The sequence below is a fragment of the Enterobacter cloacae complex sp. IR5402 genome (genome assembly GCF_049238125.1).
Taxonomy (GTDB): Bacteria; Pseudomonadota; Gammaproteobacteria; order Enterobacterales; family Enterobacteriaceae; genus Enterobacter; species Enterobacter hormaechei_C.
In genome coordinates this window covers 278,088-296,353 of record NZ_JBMKHO010000004.1, presented here as the reverse complement: position 1 = coordinate 296,353, position 18,266 = coordinate 278,088, and the positions used below count along the sequence as shown (strand labels likewise).

14 protein-coding genes are annotated in these 18,266 nt (G+C 58.4%); 6 read left to right on the top strand and 8 right to left on the bottom strand.

Annotated elements, in window-relative coordinates:
- Positions 1 to 25 precede the first annotated feature (25 nt).
- The 3 genes from mtnN to ACOTXL_RS10220 are packed head-to-tail and all read left to right on the top strand — an operon-like array spanning position 26 to position 2,173.
- Positions 26 to 724 (top strand): 5'-methylthioadenosine/S-adenosylhomocysteine nucleosidase, encoded by a 699-nt coding sequence (gene mtnN, locus ACOTXL_RS10230; protein ID WP_003856223.1) that lies wholly within the window; start codon positions 26 to 28, stop codon positions 722 to 724.
- Positions 717 to 1,526 (top strand): vitamin B12 ABC transporter substrate-binding protein BtuF, encoded by an 810-nt coding sequence (gene btuF, locus ACOTXL_RS10225; protein WP_032608538.1) that lies wholly within the window; start codon positions 717 to 719, stop codon positions 1,524 to 1,526. Before mtnN ends, btuF begins: the two co-directional genes overlap by 8 nt.
- 23 nt (positions 1,527 to 1,549) lie before the next feature.
- A complete protein-coding gene (locus ACOTXL_RS10220; protein WP_003856227.1) occupies positions 1,550 to 2,173 on the top strand; it encodes a TRIC cation channel family protein in 624 nt (207 codons plus the stop codon).
- A 58-nt stretch (positions 2,174 to 2,231) separates the two neighbouring features.
- Here the strand turns inward: ACOTXL_RS10220 and erpA are convergent, their stop codons facing one another.
- Positions 2,232 to 2,576: an iron-sulfur cluster insertion protein ErpA gene (gene erpA, locus ACOTXL_RS10215; protein WP_003856230.1), complete on the bottom strand. Its 345-nt coding sequence runs from the start codon at positions 2,574 to 2,576 to the stop codon at positions 2,232 to 2,234.
- 85 nt (positions 2,577 to 2,661) lie between these two features.
- Positions 2,662 to 4,062 (bottom strand): H(+)/Cl(-) exchange transporter ClcA, encoded by a 1,401-nt coding sequence (gene clcA, locus ACOTXL_RS10210; RefSeq protein ID WP_032608537.1) that lies wholly within the window; start codon positions 4,060 to 4,062, stop codon positions 2,662 to 2,664.
- Between the two features lie 177 nt (positions 4,063 to 4,239).
- Between clcA and hemL the strand changes: the two genes are divergently transcribed.
- Complete coding sequence (gene hemL, locus ACOTXL_RS10205; protein ID WP_032608536.1) at positions 4,240 to 5,520, top strand: glutamate-1-semialdehyde 2,1-aminomutase; 1,281 nt, start codon at positions 4,240 to 4,242, stop codon at positions 5,518 to 5,520.
- A gap of 94 nt (positions 5,521 to 5,614) precedes the next feature.
- Here hemL and fhuB read toward each other — a convergent pair whose 3' ends face one another.
- The 6 genes from fhuB to hrpB all read right to left on the bottom strand — a co-directional run bounded on the left by fhuB (position 5,615) and on the right by hrpB (position 16,879).
- The gene (gene fhuB, locus ACOTXL_RS10200) at positions 5,615 to 7,597 is read right to left on the bottom strand and encodes a Fe(3+)-hydroxamate ABC transporter permease FhuB (RefSeq protein ID WP_045350392.1); all 1,983 of its coding nucleotides are present in this window, start codon (positions 7,595 to 7,597) and stop codon (positions 5,615 to 5,617) included.
- Positions 7,594 to 8,484, bottom strand: coding sequence for a Fe(3+)-hydroxamate ABC transporter substrate-binding protein FhuD (gene fhuD, locus ACOTXL_RS10195; RefSeq protein WP_045350393.1), 891 nt, complete (start codon positions 8,482 to 8,484; stop codon positions 7,594 to 7,596). The genes fhuB and fhuD overlap by 4 nt, the downstream gene beginning before the upstream one ends.
- On the bottom strand, positions 8,484 to 9,281 hold the full coding sequence (gene fhuC / locus ACOTXL_RS10190) for a Fe3+-hydroxamate ABC transporter ATP-binding protein FhuC (protein WP_003856242.1): 798 nt from the start codon (positions 9,279 to 9,281) through the stop codon (positions 8,484 to 8,486). Before fhuC ends, fhuD begins: the two co-directional genes overlap by 1 nt.
- Positions 9,282 to 9,331: 50 nt before the next feature.
- Positions 9,332 to 11,542 (bottom strand): ferrichrome porin FhuA, encoded by a 2,211-nt coding sequence (gene fhuA / locus ACOTXL_RS10185; protein WP_032608533.1) that lies wholly within the window; start codon positions 11,540 to 11,542, stop codon positions 9,332 to 9,334.
- Between the two features lie 237 nt (positions 11,543 to 11,779).
- Complete coding sequence (mrcB, locus tag ACOTXL_RS10180; protein WP_003856245.1) at positions 11,780 to 14,305, bottom strand: bifunctional glycosyl transferase/transpeptidase; 2,526 nt, start codon at positions 14,303 to 14,305, stop codon at positions 11,780 to 11,782.
- 144 nt (positions 14,306 to 14,449) lie between these two features.
- Positions 14,450 to 16,879 (bottom strand): ATP-dependent helicase HrpB, encoded by a 2,430-nt coding sequence (gene hrpB, locus ACOTXL_RS10175; RefSeq protein WP_003856247.1) that lies wholly within the window; start codon positions 16,877 to 16,879, stop codon positions 14,450 to 14,452.
- A 73-nt stretch (positions 16,880 to 16,952) separates the two neighbouring features.
- Between hrpB and thpR the strand changes: the two genes are divergently transcribed.
- Together thpR and sfsA are read left to right on the top strand one after the other, a co-directional pair.
- Positions 16,953 to 17,507, top strand: a complete 555-nt coding sequence (thpR, locus tag ACOTXL_RS10170) for an RNA 2',3'-cyclic phosphodiesterase (RefSeq protein WP_003856249.1) — start codon at positions 16,953 to 16,955, stop codon at positions 17,505 to 17,507.
- The gene (sfsA, locus tag ACOTXL_RS10165) at positions 17,497 to 18,201 is read left to right on the top strand and encodes a DNA/RNA nuclease SfsA (protein ID WP_003856251.1); all 705 of its coding nucleotides are present in this window, start codon (positions 17,497 to 17,499) and stop codon (positions 18,199 to 18,201) included. Before thpR ends, sfsA begins: the two co-directional genes overlap by 11 nt.
- The last annotated feature ends 65 nt before the right edge of the window (positions 18,202 to 18,266 follow it).

Sequence of the window (18,266 nt, the reverse complement as noted above, 5' to 3'; positions counted from 1 at the left end):
AACAAGGCACATCGCGAGTAAATCTATGAAAATCGGCATTATTGGTGCAATGGAAGAAGAAGTTACGCTGCTGCGTGACAAAATTGAGAACCGTCAGACCCTCTCCCTCGGTGGCTGTGAGATCTACACCGGCCAGCTGAACGGTGTTGACGTGGCTCTGCTGAAATCAGGCATCGGTAAAGTTGCAGCGGCACTGGGCGCGACCCTGCTGCTTGAGCGCTGCAAGCCTGACGTTATCATTAATACAGGTTCTGCGGGCGGTCTGGCGCCGACGCTGAAAGTGGGCGATATCGTGGTTTCCGACGAAGCGCGTTACCACGATGCAGACGTCACCGCATTCGGCTACGAATATGGTCAGCTTCCGGGCTGCCCGGCCGGGTTTAAAGCGGATGATAAGCTGATTGCCGCCGCTGAAAGCTGCATCAACGAGCTGAACCTCAATGCGGTGCGTGGCCTGATCGTCAGCGGCGATGCCTTTATCAACGGCTCTGTTGGTCTGGCGAAAATCCGTCATAACTTCCCGCAGGCTGTGGCCGTTGAGATGGAAGCCACGGCCATTGCGCACGTGTGCCATAACTTCAGCGTGCCGTTCGTGGTCGTTCGCGCGATCTCTGACGTAGCGGACCAGCAGTCCCACATCAGCTTCGACGAGTTCCTGGCCGTTGCGGCCAAGCAGTCCACCGTGATGGTGGAAACCCTGGTGCAGAAACTGGCGCGTGGGTAAGGTGTCATTCAGGGCGCTGGTCGCCCTGCTTCTGTTCGCTCCGGCCTGGCTCATCGCCGCGCCGCGGGTGATCACACTCTCCCCTGCCAATACGGAACTGGCTTTTGCCGCCGGGATCACGCCCGTTGCGGTGAGCAGCTTTTCCGATTATCCACCGCAGGCCGCCCAAATCGAACAGGTTGCCACCTGGCAGGGAATGAATCTGGAACGCATCGTTGCGCTAAAGCCCGATCTGGTACTCGCCTGGCGCGGCGGTAATGCCGAACGGCAGGTAAACCAGCTCTCTTCGCTGGGAATAACGGTTAAATGGGTGGACGCGGTGAGCATCGAACAGGTGGCGCAAACCCTCCGTGACCTCGCGCCCTTCAGCCCTACCCCCCAACGCGCCGGACAGGCTGCACAGCAGATGCTCAACGACTATGCCGCGCTAAAAGCCCGATACGGCACGCAACCGAAACAACGCGTTTTTCTGCAATTTGGCAGCCAGCCGCTGTTCACTACCGGGAAAGGTTCGATCCAGAACCAGGTGCTTGAAACCTGTGGAGGTGAAAATATCTTTGCCGAAAGTCGGGTCCCCTGGCCCCAGGTCAGTCGTGAGCAGGTTCTGGCGCGACAACCGCAGGCCATTGTGGTGGTCGGAAATGCGAGCGAGATTCCTAAAATAGAACAATTCTGGCATCGGCAGCTTAAAATTCCGGTCATCGCACTCAACAGCGACTGGTTTGAACGCGCCAGCCCGCGTATTATCCTCGCCGCAAAACAACTCTGCGCCGAACTGGCAGAGAGTCACTCAAACAGATAAATACCCCCTTCGAGGATTTAACGATGCTCGTGTATTGGCTGGATATTCTTGGCACAGCCGTTTTTGCTATCTCCGGCGTTTTGCTTGCCGGAAAACTACGCATGGATCCTTTTGGCGTACTGGTGCTCGGCGTCGTTACGGCGGTGGGAGGCGGAACGATCCGCGATATGGCGCTGGCAAATGGCCCGGTATTTTGGGTAAAAGATCCCACGGATCTGGTGGTGGCGATGGTCACCTGCCTGTTAACCATCGTGCTGGTTCGTCAGCCTCGCAGACTGCCAAAATGGATATTACCGGTGCTGGATGCCGTCGGTCTGGCGGTCTTTGTGGGAATAGGCGTGAACAAAGCCTTTATTGCCGGGACTGGCCCGCTGGTGGCGATCTGCATGGGGGTGTTAACTGGCGTGGGCGGAGGGATTATTCGCGACATACTGGCGCGAGAAGTCCCGATGATCCTGCGAACGGAAATCTACGCGACGGCCTGTATCATCGGGGGGATCGTTCACGCCACGGCGTATTACACCTTTGCTGTCCCGCTGGAGAATGCGGCGATGCTGGGGATGGTGGTCACGCTGGTGATCCGTTTAGCGGCGATACGCTGGCACCTGAAGCTGCCGACCTTTGCGCTGGATGAAAATTCAAGATAGGTGTCGTTTATAAGCCCGGTAGCGCTTCGCTTACCGGGCCTACAATCTGCGTCCAGGCTTAAATACTGAACGAAGAACCACACCCGCAGGTGCTGGTCGCATTCGGGTTAGTCACCACAAAGCGCGAACCTTCCAGACCTTCAGTGTAGTCCACTGAACCGCCCACCAGATATTGCAGGCTCATCGGATCAACCACCAGCGCGACGCCCTGTTTCTCGATAGTCATATCACCATCGTTAACCTGGTCGTCAAAGGTAAAACCATACTGGAAGCCACTACAGCCGCCGCCGGTAATATAAACACGCAGTTTCAGATCCGGATTGTCCTCGTCGGCAATCAGGGTTTTCACTTTTTTCGCTGCTGCTTCGGTAAATTCCAGCGGCAACGCTACGTCATCACTCATCTTATGCTCCCATGAATACTGCGACTGCTATTGGGCAAAAATCACCCAATTCTTTTTGTCATTATCTAATACCCTGGTAATTCATTCAAGTATTCTGCTTCAGGGCCTGTTCAGCTTCCTGTTTCGCCAGGGTACGGGCAAGAATGGTGGAGTATAGCGGTTTTCCACCCAGGAATTGGGCTAATAGTGTCGCGCCGAGACAGGTAATGATCATTGGCAAAATGAGCTGGTAATTGTCGGTCATTTCCAGCACCAGTACGATCCCGGTAAGCGGCGCGCGCAGGGAGGCCGCCAGCAGCGCCCCCATTCCCGCCACCGCAAACGTCCCCGCGTCCAGATGATAGGCCGGGAAGCCAACCGCTGCCGCCATGCCAAACGCCGTGCCCAGCAGCGTTCCCAGCGCCAGCATCGGGGCAAATATGCCGCCCGGTGCGCCGGAGGAGAAGCACAGCACGGTCGTGATAACCCGCGAGATAAACATAAACAGCAGCAGCCCCACGCTGAAATTCCCCGCCGCGGCAATGGGAATCAGGCCGAAACCGCCGCCCGCCGCGTTCGGTTCGATGAAGCCGAGGATCCCGCACACGCCGCCAAGCAGGCCCCCCACCAGCACCCATTTCGTGGTATTTCCGCCATGGATGCGCTGAAACATATCCTGAGCCCGTAAAATCAGGGTGTTAAAAAGCGGGCCAACGACGCCAAAAATCATCCCAAGAACCAGATACAGCCACAAAGTATTGACCGGCGCATTGGTCAGCTTGCCAACTTCAATCACCGCCCCTTCGCCATTAAAGACGCGAAAGACAATGCTCGACATAATCACGCCGGTAAACACCGCTTTAATGGAGATCAGGTTGTAGCGGAACTGGGCGCGCATCTCTTCAATGATAAACAGGATACCCGCCAGCGGCGCGTTAAACGCCGCAGACAGCCCCGCCGCCGCCCCCGTCGCCAGCAACGTATGCCGTGCTTCGGCGCTGCGCATACGGAACAGATCGCCGACCATGCGCCCGACGTTACCGCCCAGCTGTACCGTTGGCCCTTCCCGACCGAGCACCATGCCCGCCCCGAGCGTTCCCATCCCGCCGATAAATTTCACAGGAAGTACCCGCCACCAGCGAACCGGGCGTAGCTCCTCCAGCGCCCCCTCAATTTCCGGGATCCCCGAGCCGCCCGCTTCGGGTGCGAATTTACGTACCAGGAAATAGCCCACCATGGCAAACAGGGCCGAAAGGCCAAAGGCCCACACCCAGACCAGCCATTCCCGATCCGCAAAGCTGGCGACGGTGCCTATGCGCCAGTTGAGCACCGCGTTGACGGCTTTTTCAAACGCGACGCCCACGAGACCGGCCAGCGTGCCCACAACGGCAGCTGCCAGCAGAATGGCCAACGGGGTTTTGTCACGGTTGAGCAGCCGCCGGATGCTGACCCGGCGCTTCGCGCGCGTAAACTGCTGTTGTTCAAAAGACGGAGTGTTCTCGTTCATTACCTTTTCTGTTTCGTCATACAAATGGCCGCAGGGATTTTACCAGAGACAATCCCCTCGTCCCCTGAAAAATACTTAACAATTGTTAAGCCTTCTGAGGGGCAAAAATTTTATAACCTCTTCCGAATCACTTAGAATAGTTGCCTTAACTTATTTCTACGAACCAGGAACGACGCCATGAGCAAGTCTGAAAACCTCTACAGCGCAGCCCGCGAGCTTATCCCAGGCGGCGTAAACTCACCGGTGCGCGCCTTTACCGGCGTGGGTGGCACCCCGCTGTTTATCGAACGTGCGGATGGCGCATATCTGTATGATGTGGATGGTAAAGCCTATGTCGATTACGTCGGCTCCTGGGGCCCGATGGTACTGGGCCACAACCACCCGGCGATCCGCAACGCGGTGATTGAAGCCGCTCAGCGCGGCCTGAGCTTCGGCGCGCCAACCGAGATGGAAGTTAAAATGGCGGAGCTGGTCACCGAGCTGGTGCCAACGATGGACATGGTGCGTATGGTGAACTCCGGTACGGAAGCGACCATGAGCGCCATCCGTCTGGCGCGCGGCTTTACCGGCCGTGACAAGATTATCAAGTTCGAAGGCTGTTACCATGGCCACGCCGACTGCCTGCTGGTAAAAGCCGGTTCCGGCGCGCTGACGCTCGGTCAGCCTAACTCTCCGGGCGTGCCGGCTGACTTCGCAAAACACACCCTCACCTGCACCTATAACGATCTGGACACCGTTCGCGCGGCGTTCGAGCAGTATCCGCAGGAGATCGCCTGCATTATCGTCGAACCGGTGGCGGGCAACATGAACTGTATCCCACCGCAGCCTGACTTCCTGCCGGGCCTGCGCGCACTGTGCGATGAGTTCGGCGCGCTGCTGATCATCGACGAAGTGATGACCGGTTTCCGCGTCGCACTGGCGGGGGCGCAGTCATACTACGGCGTCGAGCCGGATCTGACCTGCCTCGGCAAGATCATTGGCGGCGGCATGCCTGTCGGCGCGTTTGGCGGCCGTAAGGACGTAATGGACGCGCTGGCGCCAACCGGTCCGGTTTACCAGGCGGGTACGCTCTCCGGTAACCCGATTGCGATGGCGGCGGGCTTTGCCTGTCTGACCGAAGTGGCGCAGCCGGGCATCCACCAAACCCTGACGGACCGGACGACGCAGCTGGCAAACGGTCTGCTGGAAGCCGCAGAAGACGCGGGTATTCCGCTGGTGGTAAACCACGTCGGCGGGATGTTCGGGATTTTCTTCACCGAGGCGAAAACCGTGACCTGCTATCAGGACGTGGTGAAATGCGACGTGGAACGCTTCAAACGCTTCTTCCACCTGATGCTGGTAGAAGGCGTGTATCTGGCCCCGTCAGCGTTTGAAGCGGGCTTTATGTCCGTGGCGCACAGCGAAGAAGATATCAATAACACCATCGACGCAGCGCGTAAGGTGTTTGCGAAGCTGTAAAATGTGCGGCTTGATGCCCTCACCCCAGCCCTCTCCCTCAAGGGAGAGGGAGCAAACACTAAAACGGCAATCTAAGGATTGCCGTTTACTTTTATTACCGACTCTGCTTTCTCAACAGATATATAAAGTACGGCGCGCCGATAAAGGTCGACAGCAGGCCCGCCGGGATCTGATACGGGAACAGCACCATCCTTCCGCACCAGTCAGCAAAGACCAGGATCGCCCCGCCCGTCAGCGCAGAGATCACGATATGTGGCAAAGTCCTGCGGAAGCCCATCATACGGGCGATATGCGGCGCCATTAATCCGACAAAACTGAGCGGGCCAATGGTCATGGTGGCCGTCGCCGTCAGGCACGCGGCCAGCAGCAGCAGGGCGATACGCGTTGGCGTCAGCGCCAGCCCAACCGCGCGCGCGGTGTCCCCGCCCAGCGGCAGAATGGTCATCCAGCGGCGGCACAGCGGCACTATCGCCAGCAGTACGATCATCACGATCCCGGTATGTACCACCTGGCTGCCGGTGGCGTTGTACGTCGAGCCGGAAATCCAGGTCAGGATCTGCGCCATGCGCGGATCGCCGCTCGCCTGCAACATCATCAGCAGCATAGTAAATGCGGTGCTGAGCGCCATCCCGGCCAGCAGCATGCGGTGAGGCGAGAAACCGCCGCGCCCGGAGGCGATCAGGATAATCATCAGCGTCGCCGCCGCACCGATACTCCCGGCAGGCATCAGCCAGCCGAAGGCATTCCCCGGCACGAGAAACAGCATCAACACCACGCCAAACGCGGCGCCGGAACTGATGCCCAGGACTTCCGGGCTTGCCATCGGGTTACCGGTCAGACGCTGGATAATACAGCCCGCCACCGCCAGCATGACGCCCGCAATCAGCGCGGAGAAGATCCGCGGCCAGCGCCACTGCATGAGTTCATGCAGCAAATCCCCCGTCGCCCAGTGCCAGCCCGTGGCGTCGCGTCCCAGCGAGAGTGCGGCAAACGAGGCGATAACCAGCACTGCCAGTCCGGCAAGGCTGAACCACACCACCGACTGACGCTCAGCATGTACTTTATCGCCGGCATCCATTGCCGGGGCGCTAATGCTGCGCAGGCGCGGCAAGAGCCACAGCAGCAGCGGCGCGCCGATCAGGGCCGTCACCGAGCCCGTGGAAACTTCCATCCAGACGCGCGCCAGCCAGAGAATGAGCTGATCGGAAAGCCAGAGGATCAGCGCACCAATCAGCGGCGCCAGCATCAGGCGCGCCAGCAGACGGCGTGCGCCGAGCATTTTTGCCAGCAGCGGCGCAAACAGGCCGATAAAGCCGATGATGCCGACGGCGTTAACCAGTAACGCGCTGAGCACAATCGCCAGGGTCAGGGCCGCCAGACGCGCCAGCGACAGCGCCAGCCCGAGATTGCGCGCCACGCCGTCGTCCAGGCCCATCAGCGTGAGCGGACGCAGCAGCAGCAGTGTCAGCACCACGCCGCCAAACAGCTGCGGCCACAGGCGCTGAACGATACTCCAGTCGGTCTGGGTGAGCGTGCCGGTACTCCACATAAACATGCTTTGCAACTGGTCGTGGTGAAACAGCACCAGCAGCTGGTTGATCGCCCCACAGTAGAGGCTGACGACCAGCCCCGCGAGGATCAGCGTGACCGGCGAGAGACGTTTTCCCCAGGCCACGCCAAAGACCAGCGCACCGACCACGCATGCGCCTGCCAGCGCGGCAAACTGCGAGGTTAACGCTCCCGGCAGGGTCCAGAGAGTGGTGATGGTGATCCCCAACTGAGCCCCCGTCGCCACGCCCAGCGTGGTGGGCTCCGCCAGCGGGTTACGTAGCACCTGCTGAAACAGTACGCCCACCAGTCCCAGTCCCGCCCCGACCAGCAGGGAGATAGCCAGACGCGGCAGCAGGCTGTAGTGGAACAGCATTTGCTGAATATTATCGATATCCGGTGCGGCAAACGCGGCTGCCCACTGATCGCGCGGCAACGCCGTTGTCAGGTTAAAGCCGGTTAACGCCAGGGCAGCCAGAAAAATGATTGCTAACAGTAACATCGGGAAACGGGCCATACGCGTGCTCATGCCTTGCCTCCCAGTGCATTGTCCAGCACGCGGGCAAAATGCATTGCCGACAGCGTCGCGCCGTAGAACCATACCGCTGGCGCGCGCAGGAAGCGCTGCTCGCGGACGAACGGCATTGCCTGCCAGAGCGGGGTCGCCATCAGGGTTTGCATTTCGCGCTCGTTCCCGTGATCGAAGCACAGCACGTCCACATCACGAAACGCCGCCAGACGGTCAATCCCCACGGCGGTACTGCCCCAGAACGTCATCTCGCCTTCCCAGGCATTGCGAATGCCAAAGCTGTCGAGCACTTCCTGGAACAGACAGTTATTTCCAAAGACCAGCGTATGGCGGGCATCCAGCAGGGTCACCATCAGCAAAGGCCGATCGCCACGGCGGGCAAAGCGCGGCTTAAAGGAATCAATCAGCGCATCAAATTCATCGAGGTGTTTTTTCGCCTGAGCCTCACGGTTGAGGAACTGCGCCATCTCGTGGATGGAATTTTTTGCCATGGTCAGCGGCTTTTTACCGTCGCTAAAGGAAAAGCCCCGTCCGGGCGCAATCTTCGCCATGGTCTCTTCCGACGGACCATACCCCGCAGACCAGAATAAATAAGACGGTTTCATCTGGGTGAGAAGCTCAAGGTTCGGCTCCGTACGCAGACCGATGTCGATGACGGAGTCCGGCAGTTTTGGCTCATTCACCCACAGGGTGTAGTTGGGAATATCGGCCACACCGTAAGGCGTCACGCCCAGCGCCATCATCAGTTCAACGGGCAACCACTCCAGCGCCACGATGCGGTGCGGATCGATAGCGGCAGCGCGGGCCGGGCCCATCTTTAACAGCAGCGGTGAGAGCGCCATGGCCGTCAGCAGGCGACGGCGGCTAATGAATGTTGAATCCAGCATCAGTAGACAAAGCTCACGGGTGCAGCCCCGGCCGGGTGAGGCAGGATGCCCATAGGAATACCGTAGATATGTTCCAGCGTTTCGCTACGCATCAGTTCGGCAGGCGTACCCTGAGCGATCATTTCACCGCCGCGCAGCGCTACCAGATAGTCGCAATAGCGTGCCGCCATGTTGATATCATGCAGAACGGCAATCACCGTCAGGCCGCGCTGCTGGCTTAAACGGTGCACCAGCGCCAGCACGTCCACCTGGTGGGCAATATCCAGCGCGGAGGTAGGTTCGTCGAGCAGCAGGCAGCGGCTGTCCTGGGCCACCAGCATCGCGATCCACGCGCGCTGACGTTCGCCACCGGACAGGCTATCCACCAGACGGTGCGCCAGCGGTTTTAACCCGACCAGCGCAATCGCCTCTTCCACTTTCTCTCTGTCAGCAACGCCAAAACGCCCGAGCGCACCGTGCCACGGATAACGTCCAATCGCCACCAGTTCGCGCACCGTCATCCCCTCCGCCTGCGGCAACTGCTGCGGCAGATAGGCCACCTTGCGGGCAAAGGCCTTACTGCTCCAGCTCGCCAGCGGCTGGTCATCCAGCAAAATGTCGCCCTCGGACGGTGGCTGATGACGGCCCAGCATCTTCAGCAGCGTCGATTTACCGGAACCATTGTGCCCGATTAAACCGGTCACTTTACCTGCGGGAAACGTCAAAGAGAGCGGATGCAGCAAGGTGCGCCCGGGTACGCGAAAGGAGAGATTATTGAGCGTGAAGGTGGAGTCGGATTGCGTTTTGTTATCCTGCATGTCAGCCAACTTAAATAAAAAGGGCACGGCGAACCGTGCCCATAAAGAGGTTAGAAGCGGAAGGTCGCCGTGGCAACAACCTGGCGTCCTGCTCCCCAGTAGCATGCATACTCGCTGTAGCAGCTGGAGACGTATTCACGGTCAAAGATGTTGTTCACGTTGACGCCGACGGAAGAGCCCGGCAGACCGAAGCGCGCCAGATCGTATTTCACGGTCGCATCCGCCAGGGCATAACCCGCGACGTTAAAGGACTCATAGGCTTTAGGCGACGCTGAGGAGTAGTACGTCACCGTGTTACCGATGTAACGCGCGCCTGCACCGACGGTCAGGCCACTCAGCGCCGTCTCGTGGAAGGTGTAATCCGCCCAGAGGGATGCCATGTTGCGCGGTACTTCTGCCGGACGACGACCTTCATACCAGGTATCGTGGGTGTATTCCGCATCGGTGTAGCTGTAGGCCGCCGTCACGTTCACGTTAGCCGACACCGCCGCTTTCGCTTCCAGCTCAAAGCCACGGGAGCGAATTTCACCGCCCTGCACGCTAAAGCCGCTGGTCGGGTTCGCCGGATCGGCGGTCAGGTTATTGTTCTTGGTCAGCTGGTATACCGCTGCCGTCACCACAACAGGCAGATCTTTTGGAACATACTTCACGCCCGCTTCATATTGCTTGCCGCGTGCCGGATCGAACGGTTTACCACCCTGAGTAGTGCCAGAGAGCGGTTCGAAAGATTCACTGTAGCTGAAGTATGGTGTAATCCCGTTGTCGAACAGGTAGTTAATCCCCCCGCGCCAGGTAAATGCCTGATCGTTAATTTCCGCGGTGGTTCCGTTATTACGGTTAAAGGCAGACGTTTTCGCAAAGTCATAGCGGCCACCCAGGGTGAGTACCCACTTATCCCATTCCGCCTGATCCTGCGCATAGAGCCCGGTCTGCTCCTGGCGATTGAGCATGGCATACGGGAAGTTCACATTAACGTTCGCATTGCCGTGCTGCGGATTGTTCATGCTGATCGGATCGGCGGTACCGTAGTCAGCATCAATGTCATTGCGCATACGAAGGTAATCCACACCCGTCAGCAGGGTATGGTCAACGGCGCCGGTCGCGAATTTCGACTGGAGCTGTGTATCAACCGTGAACGAGTTGAGGTCTTCATCTGAGCGCACGTACGCGCGGCTGATCTGGGCCGGGGCGATATAGCCGTTACCGTAAACTGAACGGTAAAGCGTGTTGATTTTGGTATAACGCAGGTTCTGACGCACGGTGAAGGTGTCGTTGAATTCATGCGCGAAGCTGTAACCCACCATTTTCTGACGACGGGAGATTTTATTGTCTTCATCGCCTTCGTTGAAGTCGGTCGGCAGTTTGTGCGCTTTTCCGTTAGCATCATAGTAAGGCACAACGGTACCTTCACGCGGCAGCCAGCCGTAGTAACCCGCATCCGGATCGCTCTGGAAGTTGCTCAGGAAAGTGAAATCGGTTTTATCATCAGGACGCCAGCTGAAAGACGGCGCAATCGCGTAACGAGTAGACTTCACCATTTCCTGCTGCGCATTTTCACTGCGCCCCAGACCGGTCAGACGGTAGGACCACACGCCGTCATCGTCAATCGCGTCGCTGAAATCAAACCCGGTCTGCCAGAGGTTATCCGTCCCCATTTTGAACTGAATTTCTTTCAACGGTTCCGTGGTTGGACGCTTGCTGACCATACTCACTACGCCGCCCGGATGGCTTTTGCCATACAGTACAGACGTCGGGCCACGCAGCAGCTCTACGCGCTCAAGGAAGTACGGGTCCATGGACGCTTCAGAGTAGTTGTCTCCCTGCAACTTCATACCATCCAGATACTGGTTAGTATTCACGGTGCTGGAGGTCGTGAAACCACGAATCGAAACCACATCGTAAGTTGTTGATGCGCCGCGCGTTGCGAAAACGCTTGGGGTATAGGCCAGCGCCTGTTTAACCGTTCCCGGCTGTTTCATGTCCATCTCTTCACGTGTAACCACGGAAATAGACTGCGGGGTTTTCTCGATCGGTGTATCGGTTTTCGTCGCCGTTGCAGTGCGCTTTGCTGCAATCGTCGGTGCAGGACCCCAGGCACTTTCCTGTGCAGCCGGTGCGGCAGTCACGGTGATGGTTTCTTCTTTCTTGGGGGTTTCAGCGGCCTGTGCGTAAGCAGGCATGCCGGCAACCGCTGTGGCTACGACGACTGCGAGTTTACGCAGCGACGTGTTAATTGGCTGAGCAGTATTGGAAAGCGCCATGATGGATCTCTGATGGAAAAGGTGAATGATAACGTAAACGAGAATTATTATTATGACCGCAGAATAATATGCGAAACGCTGACGGCATAGCAAGCGATATGCGGCCCTACAAGAATTGAGGGTTTAAGAAATAATCAACGGAAAATGGGTCGTTAATAAGGATTGTAAACAGGGTTAAGGAAATGAGTTACTGAGGTGAAAAAATACCCCCTTCCTGAGAAGGGGGTATCAGTAGGGTTAGTTCCCGCCGAACATATCCTTGATCCAGCCGGCGACGCCGTCGCTGTCTTTCTTCTCTTCCTGCTGCTGCGGCTGTTGCTGCTGCGGCTGCTGAGGTTGAGAAGACTGATCGAACGGGTTACCTGTCGGTTCTTCTGGCTGGCTTTGCTGGCACAGCGCATCCGGGTTGGTCGTCCAGACCGGCAGCGTACGCACGCCACCGCCGCAAATGAAGTTACCCGAGCTGTCCACGCCCATATCGACGATATCTTCCGGAGCAACGAGGTTCAGCGGCACCGGAGACTGATTCGCGAGGTAGCGCTGGTAAATCGACATCGCACCGCTCGCGCCATACAGTTTGGTCGGCTGGTTGTTATCGCGCCCCACCCAGGTGATGACCACTTCACGACCATCAATACCGGCGAACCAGGTATCGACATTGTTGTTGGTGGTCCCGGTTTTACCCGCCAGATGCAGACCAGGATACTTCGCCCCCAGCTGACGACCGGTACCGCGCTGAACCACCTGCTGCATGGTCCACAGCGTCATATAGGCCGCCTGCGCCGGAACAGCGCGCTCCGCCTGCGGGAAGCTCTGATACAGCACGGAGCCATCTTCGGCAATCACCGAACGCAGGGCGGAGAGCGGCGCTCGGTTACCGCCGCTGGCGATGGTCTGGAACGCCTGCGCCACTTCGATTGGCGTCAGGTTAAGCGCCCCCAGGATCATCGCTGGCACAGGGTGCAGCTGATCTTTCGGTACGCCCAGCTTCTGCCAGGTGTCGGTGATGGCTGGCAGGCCCAGCGCCATCCCGAGGTTAACCGTTGGCACGTTCATCGAGCGGGTTAACGCATCCACCAGCATCACCTGACCGCTGAACTGTCTGTCATCGTTCTGCGGTGACCATACCTGGCCGTTAGGCTGGCGCAGGGAGATTGGCGCATCGGCAATCCAGGTGTTCAGTCGATAGAGGTTCGGCTGGCTCAGCGCGGTCAGGTAGGTTGCCGGTTTTGCCAGAGAACCAATCGAACGACGCGCCTGCATTGCGCGGTTATAGCCCGCATACTGCGGCTCAGCACCGCCCACCATGGCACGAACTTCGCCGGTGTTACGGTCAACCACTACCATCGCGGTTTCCAGATCGCTCAGCTTACGCTGCTTTTTCAGCGCCGGAATACCTTCTACCGCCGCTTTTTCTGCCGCATCCTGCGCCACGGAATCAAAGGTGGTAAAGATCTTCACGCCTGAGAGATCTTTCACTTTATCTCCGAGCTTCGACTGCAACTCCTGACGCACCATCTGCATAAAGGCAGGCTGCGGAGAGATCACCCCACCGCGCGGCTGAACGCCCAGCGGACGTGCGCTCAGCATGTCGTACAGCTCCTGGTCAATCACCTGCTGTTGTTGCAGCAGACGCAGCACCAGGTTACGACGCTCCAGCGCCAGTTTCGGGTTACGCCACGGGTTGTAGATCGACGCGCCTTTCACCATGCCCACCAGCAGCGCCTGCTGGTCAAGGCTCAGCTCTTCTACCGGACGGCCAAAGTAGTACAGGCTCGCCAGCGGGAAGCCGCGGATCTCGTTATCGCCGCTCTGACCGAGGTACACCTCGTTCATGTACAGCTCAAGAATACGATCCTTGCTGTAGCGGGCATCCATCAGCACGGCCATGTACGCTTCGTTGGCTTTACGCCAGTAAGAGCGCTCGCTGGAGAGGAACAGGTTTTTCACCAGCTGCTGGGTCAGGGTACTCGCCCCCTGCACCGTACGCCCGGCGGTCAGGTTCGCCAGTACCGCACGACCAATGGAGTAAAGGCTAATACCGTCGTGCTCGTAGAAGTGGCGATCTTCGGTTGCCAGCAGGGTATCCACCAGCAAATCCGGGAAGCCGTTACGCGCCACGAACAGCCGCTGTTCGCCGTTTGCGGACGACAGCATGGTGATGAGACGCGGATCGAGACGGAAGAAACCGAACTGGCGATCGTTATCCATGTTCTCAATGGTTTCCAGACGATCGCCGTCAAAGGTCAGACGCGCGCGCACCTGCCCTTCTTTACTGTCCGGGAAGTCGAACGGACGGCGGATCATCTCAATACTTTTCGCCTGGACGGTAAATTCGCCTGGACGGGTCATTTTCGTGACCTGACGATACTGCGTGGCTTGCAGCAGCTTCACCATCTCGTTCTTGCTGATGGACATGTCCGGCTCAAGGTTCACCATGCGGCCGTATACTGCCGCAGGCAATTGCCAGACTTTCCCGTCAATACGGCTGCGGATCTTCTGATCCAGATAAACGCCGTAAATCGCGATCAGGACAACAAAAACAATGAACAGCTTCAGCAGCAGCCAGAACCAGCCGCGCTTACCACGAGGCTTACGCCCTTTGCCTTTCCCTTTACGCGGCATCGGTTCTTCATCCTCATAATCGTCTTCATAGTCATCGTCATACTCCTCATCTCTGAGGCGACGACGGCTTACCTTTTCTTTCGCCGGACGCGTCGGCTTTCCCTTACGTCCTATTGGCTCGCGGTCATTCCCCGCCATGCTTTTTCTCCGCAACATTCAGGCGCAAAGGCCAGATTTTCTTATCTTGCACAGGTCAGTGAAAGAAGAAATCTCTCAAAGTTTGTTTCTCCCTCTCCCTGTGGGAGAGGGCCGGGGTGAGGGCATCAGCCCGCACTTTCCCCATTACGAATATTTTTTCGTGCGCCGTGTCGGCGCGGTATTCGCCGGATCGTCCGGCCAGACGTGTTTGGGATATCGCCCTTTCATCTCTTTCTGCACTTCACGATAGCTCCCCGCCCAAAACGCCCCCAAGTCGCGGGTGATCTGCAAGGGACGATGCGCAGGCGAAAGCAGCTCAAGCACTAACGGCACACGGCCTTCAGCAATGGACGGCGTGGTGGCCTCACCAAACATCTCCTGCATCCGAACCGCCAGCGCCGGCGGATTATCCTCATGATAACGAATGGCAATCCGGCTCCCGGTTGGCACAGTGTAATGCCCAGGCAGTTCACTATCCAGACGTTGACGTAACGACCAGTCCAGTAAATTCTGTAACGCTGCCTTAACATCAAGCGCCTTCAGGGCGCGCAGGGAGTGTACGCCGCTCATCTGCGGCAACAGCCACTGTTCAAGCGTCGCGAGCAGCGTCTCATCATCCACCGCTGGCCACCCCTGTTCCGGCAGCCACTTCGCGGCGCAGTGCAGACGAATGCGATACTGTTCAGCCTCCGGCGTCCAGTTCAGTACGCTCAGCCCTTTTTCCCGAATGCCATTCAGCATCGCCTGGTGTAACTCTTCCTCCGACGGCTTCGCCAGCGGTTTCGTCCCGAGCGTCAGTTTGCCAATCTGGCTACGACGGAACGCCTTCAGCGTGCCCTGGGTATCATCCCATTCCACGATGTCAGATTGCTGAAGCAGCTGCGGGCAGGCACGCGTCAGGAGGTCAATATCCACGGCAACCGCCTGTAAAATACGCGCGTCCGGGGAGTGGCTGCCCTGGAGTAAGAGCGGCGCGATCAGCCATTCATGACGCGTCTGGGCGTCATCGCTGTCCAGCATCGCGCCCATCCCATTTGCCAGCTGATAGCGACCATCCAGCCCGCGACGGCGCGCGATTCTGTCCGGGAAGGCCTGGGCCAGCAGAGGGATAACTTTATCGCTGTCAGGCGAACCGCCCCGGCAATTCAGGCGTTTACACAGCTGCTGCGCCCGCTCTTGCCAGTTTCCCTGATGGCGTGAAAAGGCCTGTCCCAGATCGCTGCCGCCACCGCGCGGCGGCTCCTCAAGAATAGCCGCCAGTTTTGCCGCCGTGGCAATTTCATCGTCGCCCTGTGCTGCCACCAGCATTGCCGCCAGACGTGGATCGTTGCCCAGCGCCGCCATTTTCTGGCCGCGCGCCGTCAGTCGCTCGCCTTCCAGCGCGCCAAGCTGGGTCAGCAGACTGCGCGCGGCGGAAAGGTTGACGACAGGCGGAGGATTAAGCCAGGTGAGCTGGTCAGGGTCCGGGCAACCCCACTGCATCAGATCCATCACCAGTCCGGAGAGATCGCTTTGTAAAATCTCAGGCGTGCTCTGGAATGCCGTACGCTCCGCCTGCTCGGCGCTGGTTAAATGCAGGCAAATACCCGGCTCAAGACGCCCTGCTCGCCCTGCGCGCTGCACCATTGAGGCCTGGCTGATGCGCTGCGTCAGCAGCCTGGTCAGCCCGGTACGCGGATCAAAACTGGCCACCCTCTCCAGCGTACTGTCCACCACCAGGCGAATGCCTTCAATGGTCAAACTGGTTTCCGCGATATTGGTTGCCAGCACCACTTTGCGCTGCCCCGCCGGTGCGGGAAGGATCGCCTTGCGCTGGTCAGCCAACGGCAGCGCGCCGTAGAGCGGGCACAGCATAACGTCACTGTTCACCCGGGATGCCAGCTGCTCCTGTACGCGCTGGATTTCGCCTACGCCGGGTAAAAACAGCAGCAGCGAGCCGGGCTCCTGGCGGAGCAATTCGGCGGTGGCGATGGCAACCGCTTCGTCAAAACGCTGATGGGCAGGCAGCGGCTGATAGCGGCGCTCGACCGGGAACGCACGCCCTTCAGAGGAGATCATCGGCGCGTCAGGGAGCGTCTGCCGGAGCCGCTCGTTATCCAGCGTCGCCGACATAATCAGCAGCCGAAGGTCGTCGCGCAGCCCCTGCTGAACGTCGAGCAGCAGCGCAAGGGCCAGATCGGCCTGGAGGCTGCGCTCGTGAAATTCATCAAGGATCACCAGCCCGACGCCGGTCAGCTCCGGATCGTTTTGCAACATACGGGTAAGAATACCTTCGGTGACCACTTCCAGCCGCGTGGATGGTCCAACGCAGGTTTCGGCGCGCATCCGGTACCCTACCGTCTCACCCGGTTTTTCATTCAGCAGTTCCGCCAGGCGCTGCGCCACATTGCGCGCCGCCAGCCTGCGCGGCTCCAGCAGGATAATTTTCCCGCTGATGTTCCCATCGCGCAGAATTTGCAGGGGCAGCCAGGTGGATTTACCCGCTCCGGTGGGCGCGCTGAGCAAAACCTGTGGCGCATGTTCTAAGGCTGCGAGAAGCTCAGGAAGGACGACGGCGACGGGCAAAGAGGACACTTACGGCTCCAGAGGGTTAACATTAATCGGCGTACATTGTAGCATCGGCGCATATCATTACCGAGTCTTGCGCATGTCTGAGTCTAAACGGCTATTCTTCGCCATTGAATTACCCACCACGCTTCAACGGCAGATTGTTCGCTGGCGCGCCAGCCACTTCCCCGCGGAAGCGGGCCGCCCCGTCGTCGCCGCCAATATGCACCTGACGTTAGCCTTTCTTGGTGAAGTAAGCGCTGAAAAGCAGCGCGCGTTAAGCGCAATGGCCGGACGCATTTCGCAGCCGGGGTTTACGCTGCATCTTGACGATGCCGGGCAATGGCTGCGCTCTCGGGTGGTCTGGCTGGGGACGCGGCAGCCCCCTCGCGGACTGCTACAGCTCGCCAACATGCTGCGGGCGCAGGCCGCGCGCAGCGGCTGTTATCAGAGCCCGCAGCCGTTTCATCCCCACATTACCCTGCTGCGCGATGCGGGTCAGGCCGTTGCCATCCCGCCACCGGGCTTTCACTGGTCCTTTCAGGTGAATGAATTTGCGCTGTACGAATCTGCCTTTGTACAAGGACGCACCCGCTATACTCCGCTCCAGCGCTGGACGCTGGGCGACACGTTAAGGAATCCTGATGAAGTTTAGTCCTGCACTCCAGCCCGCCACGCTGATCCAGCGTTACAAACGCTTTCTCGCTGATGTGATCACCCCTGCGGGCGAAACGCTCACGCTGCACTGCCCTAACACCGGCGCCATGACCGGTTGCGCCACGCCGGGTGACACGGTCTGGTATTCCACATCAGAAAATACTAAACGCAAATATCCCCATACCTGGGAAATGACCGAGACGCAAAGCGGGGCATTTATTTGCGTTAATACCCTGCGCGCAAATCAGCTGGTTAAGGAAGCTCTGACAAATGGAATGCTTCCTGAACTGGTGGGTTACGGCACGCAAAAAAGCGAAGTGAAATATGGCGATGAAGGCAGCAGAATTGATTTTATGTTACAGGCGGAAGACCGCCCTGAGTGCTATATTGAAGTGAAATCAGTGACGTTAGCGGAACAGGAAAACGGCTTCTTTCCGGATGCGGTAACGCTACGTGGCCAGAAGCATCTGCGAGAGCTAATGAGTGTAGCGGCGGCGGGCAAGCGCGCCGTGTTGCTGTTTGCGGTTCTGCATTCAGCCATTGAACGGTTTTCCCCGGCCCGTCATATTGATCCTAAATACGCGCAATTGTTGAATGAGGCACAAAAGCAGGGGGTAGAGATTTTCGCTTATAAAGCGGAACTTTCTGCCGATAATATGACTCTGAGATCCTCTCTTCCCATTGTCTTATAAGGGATTAGACGATTGACTAATAAGTGTTCTGGCCGCGTGCGCAAATACGCTTTTCCTCACAGGGT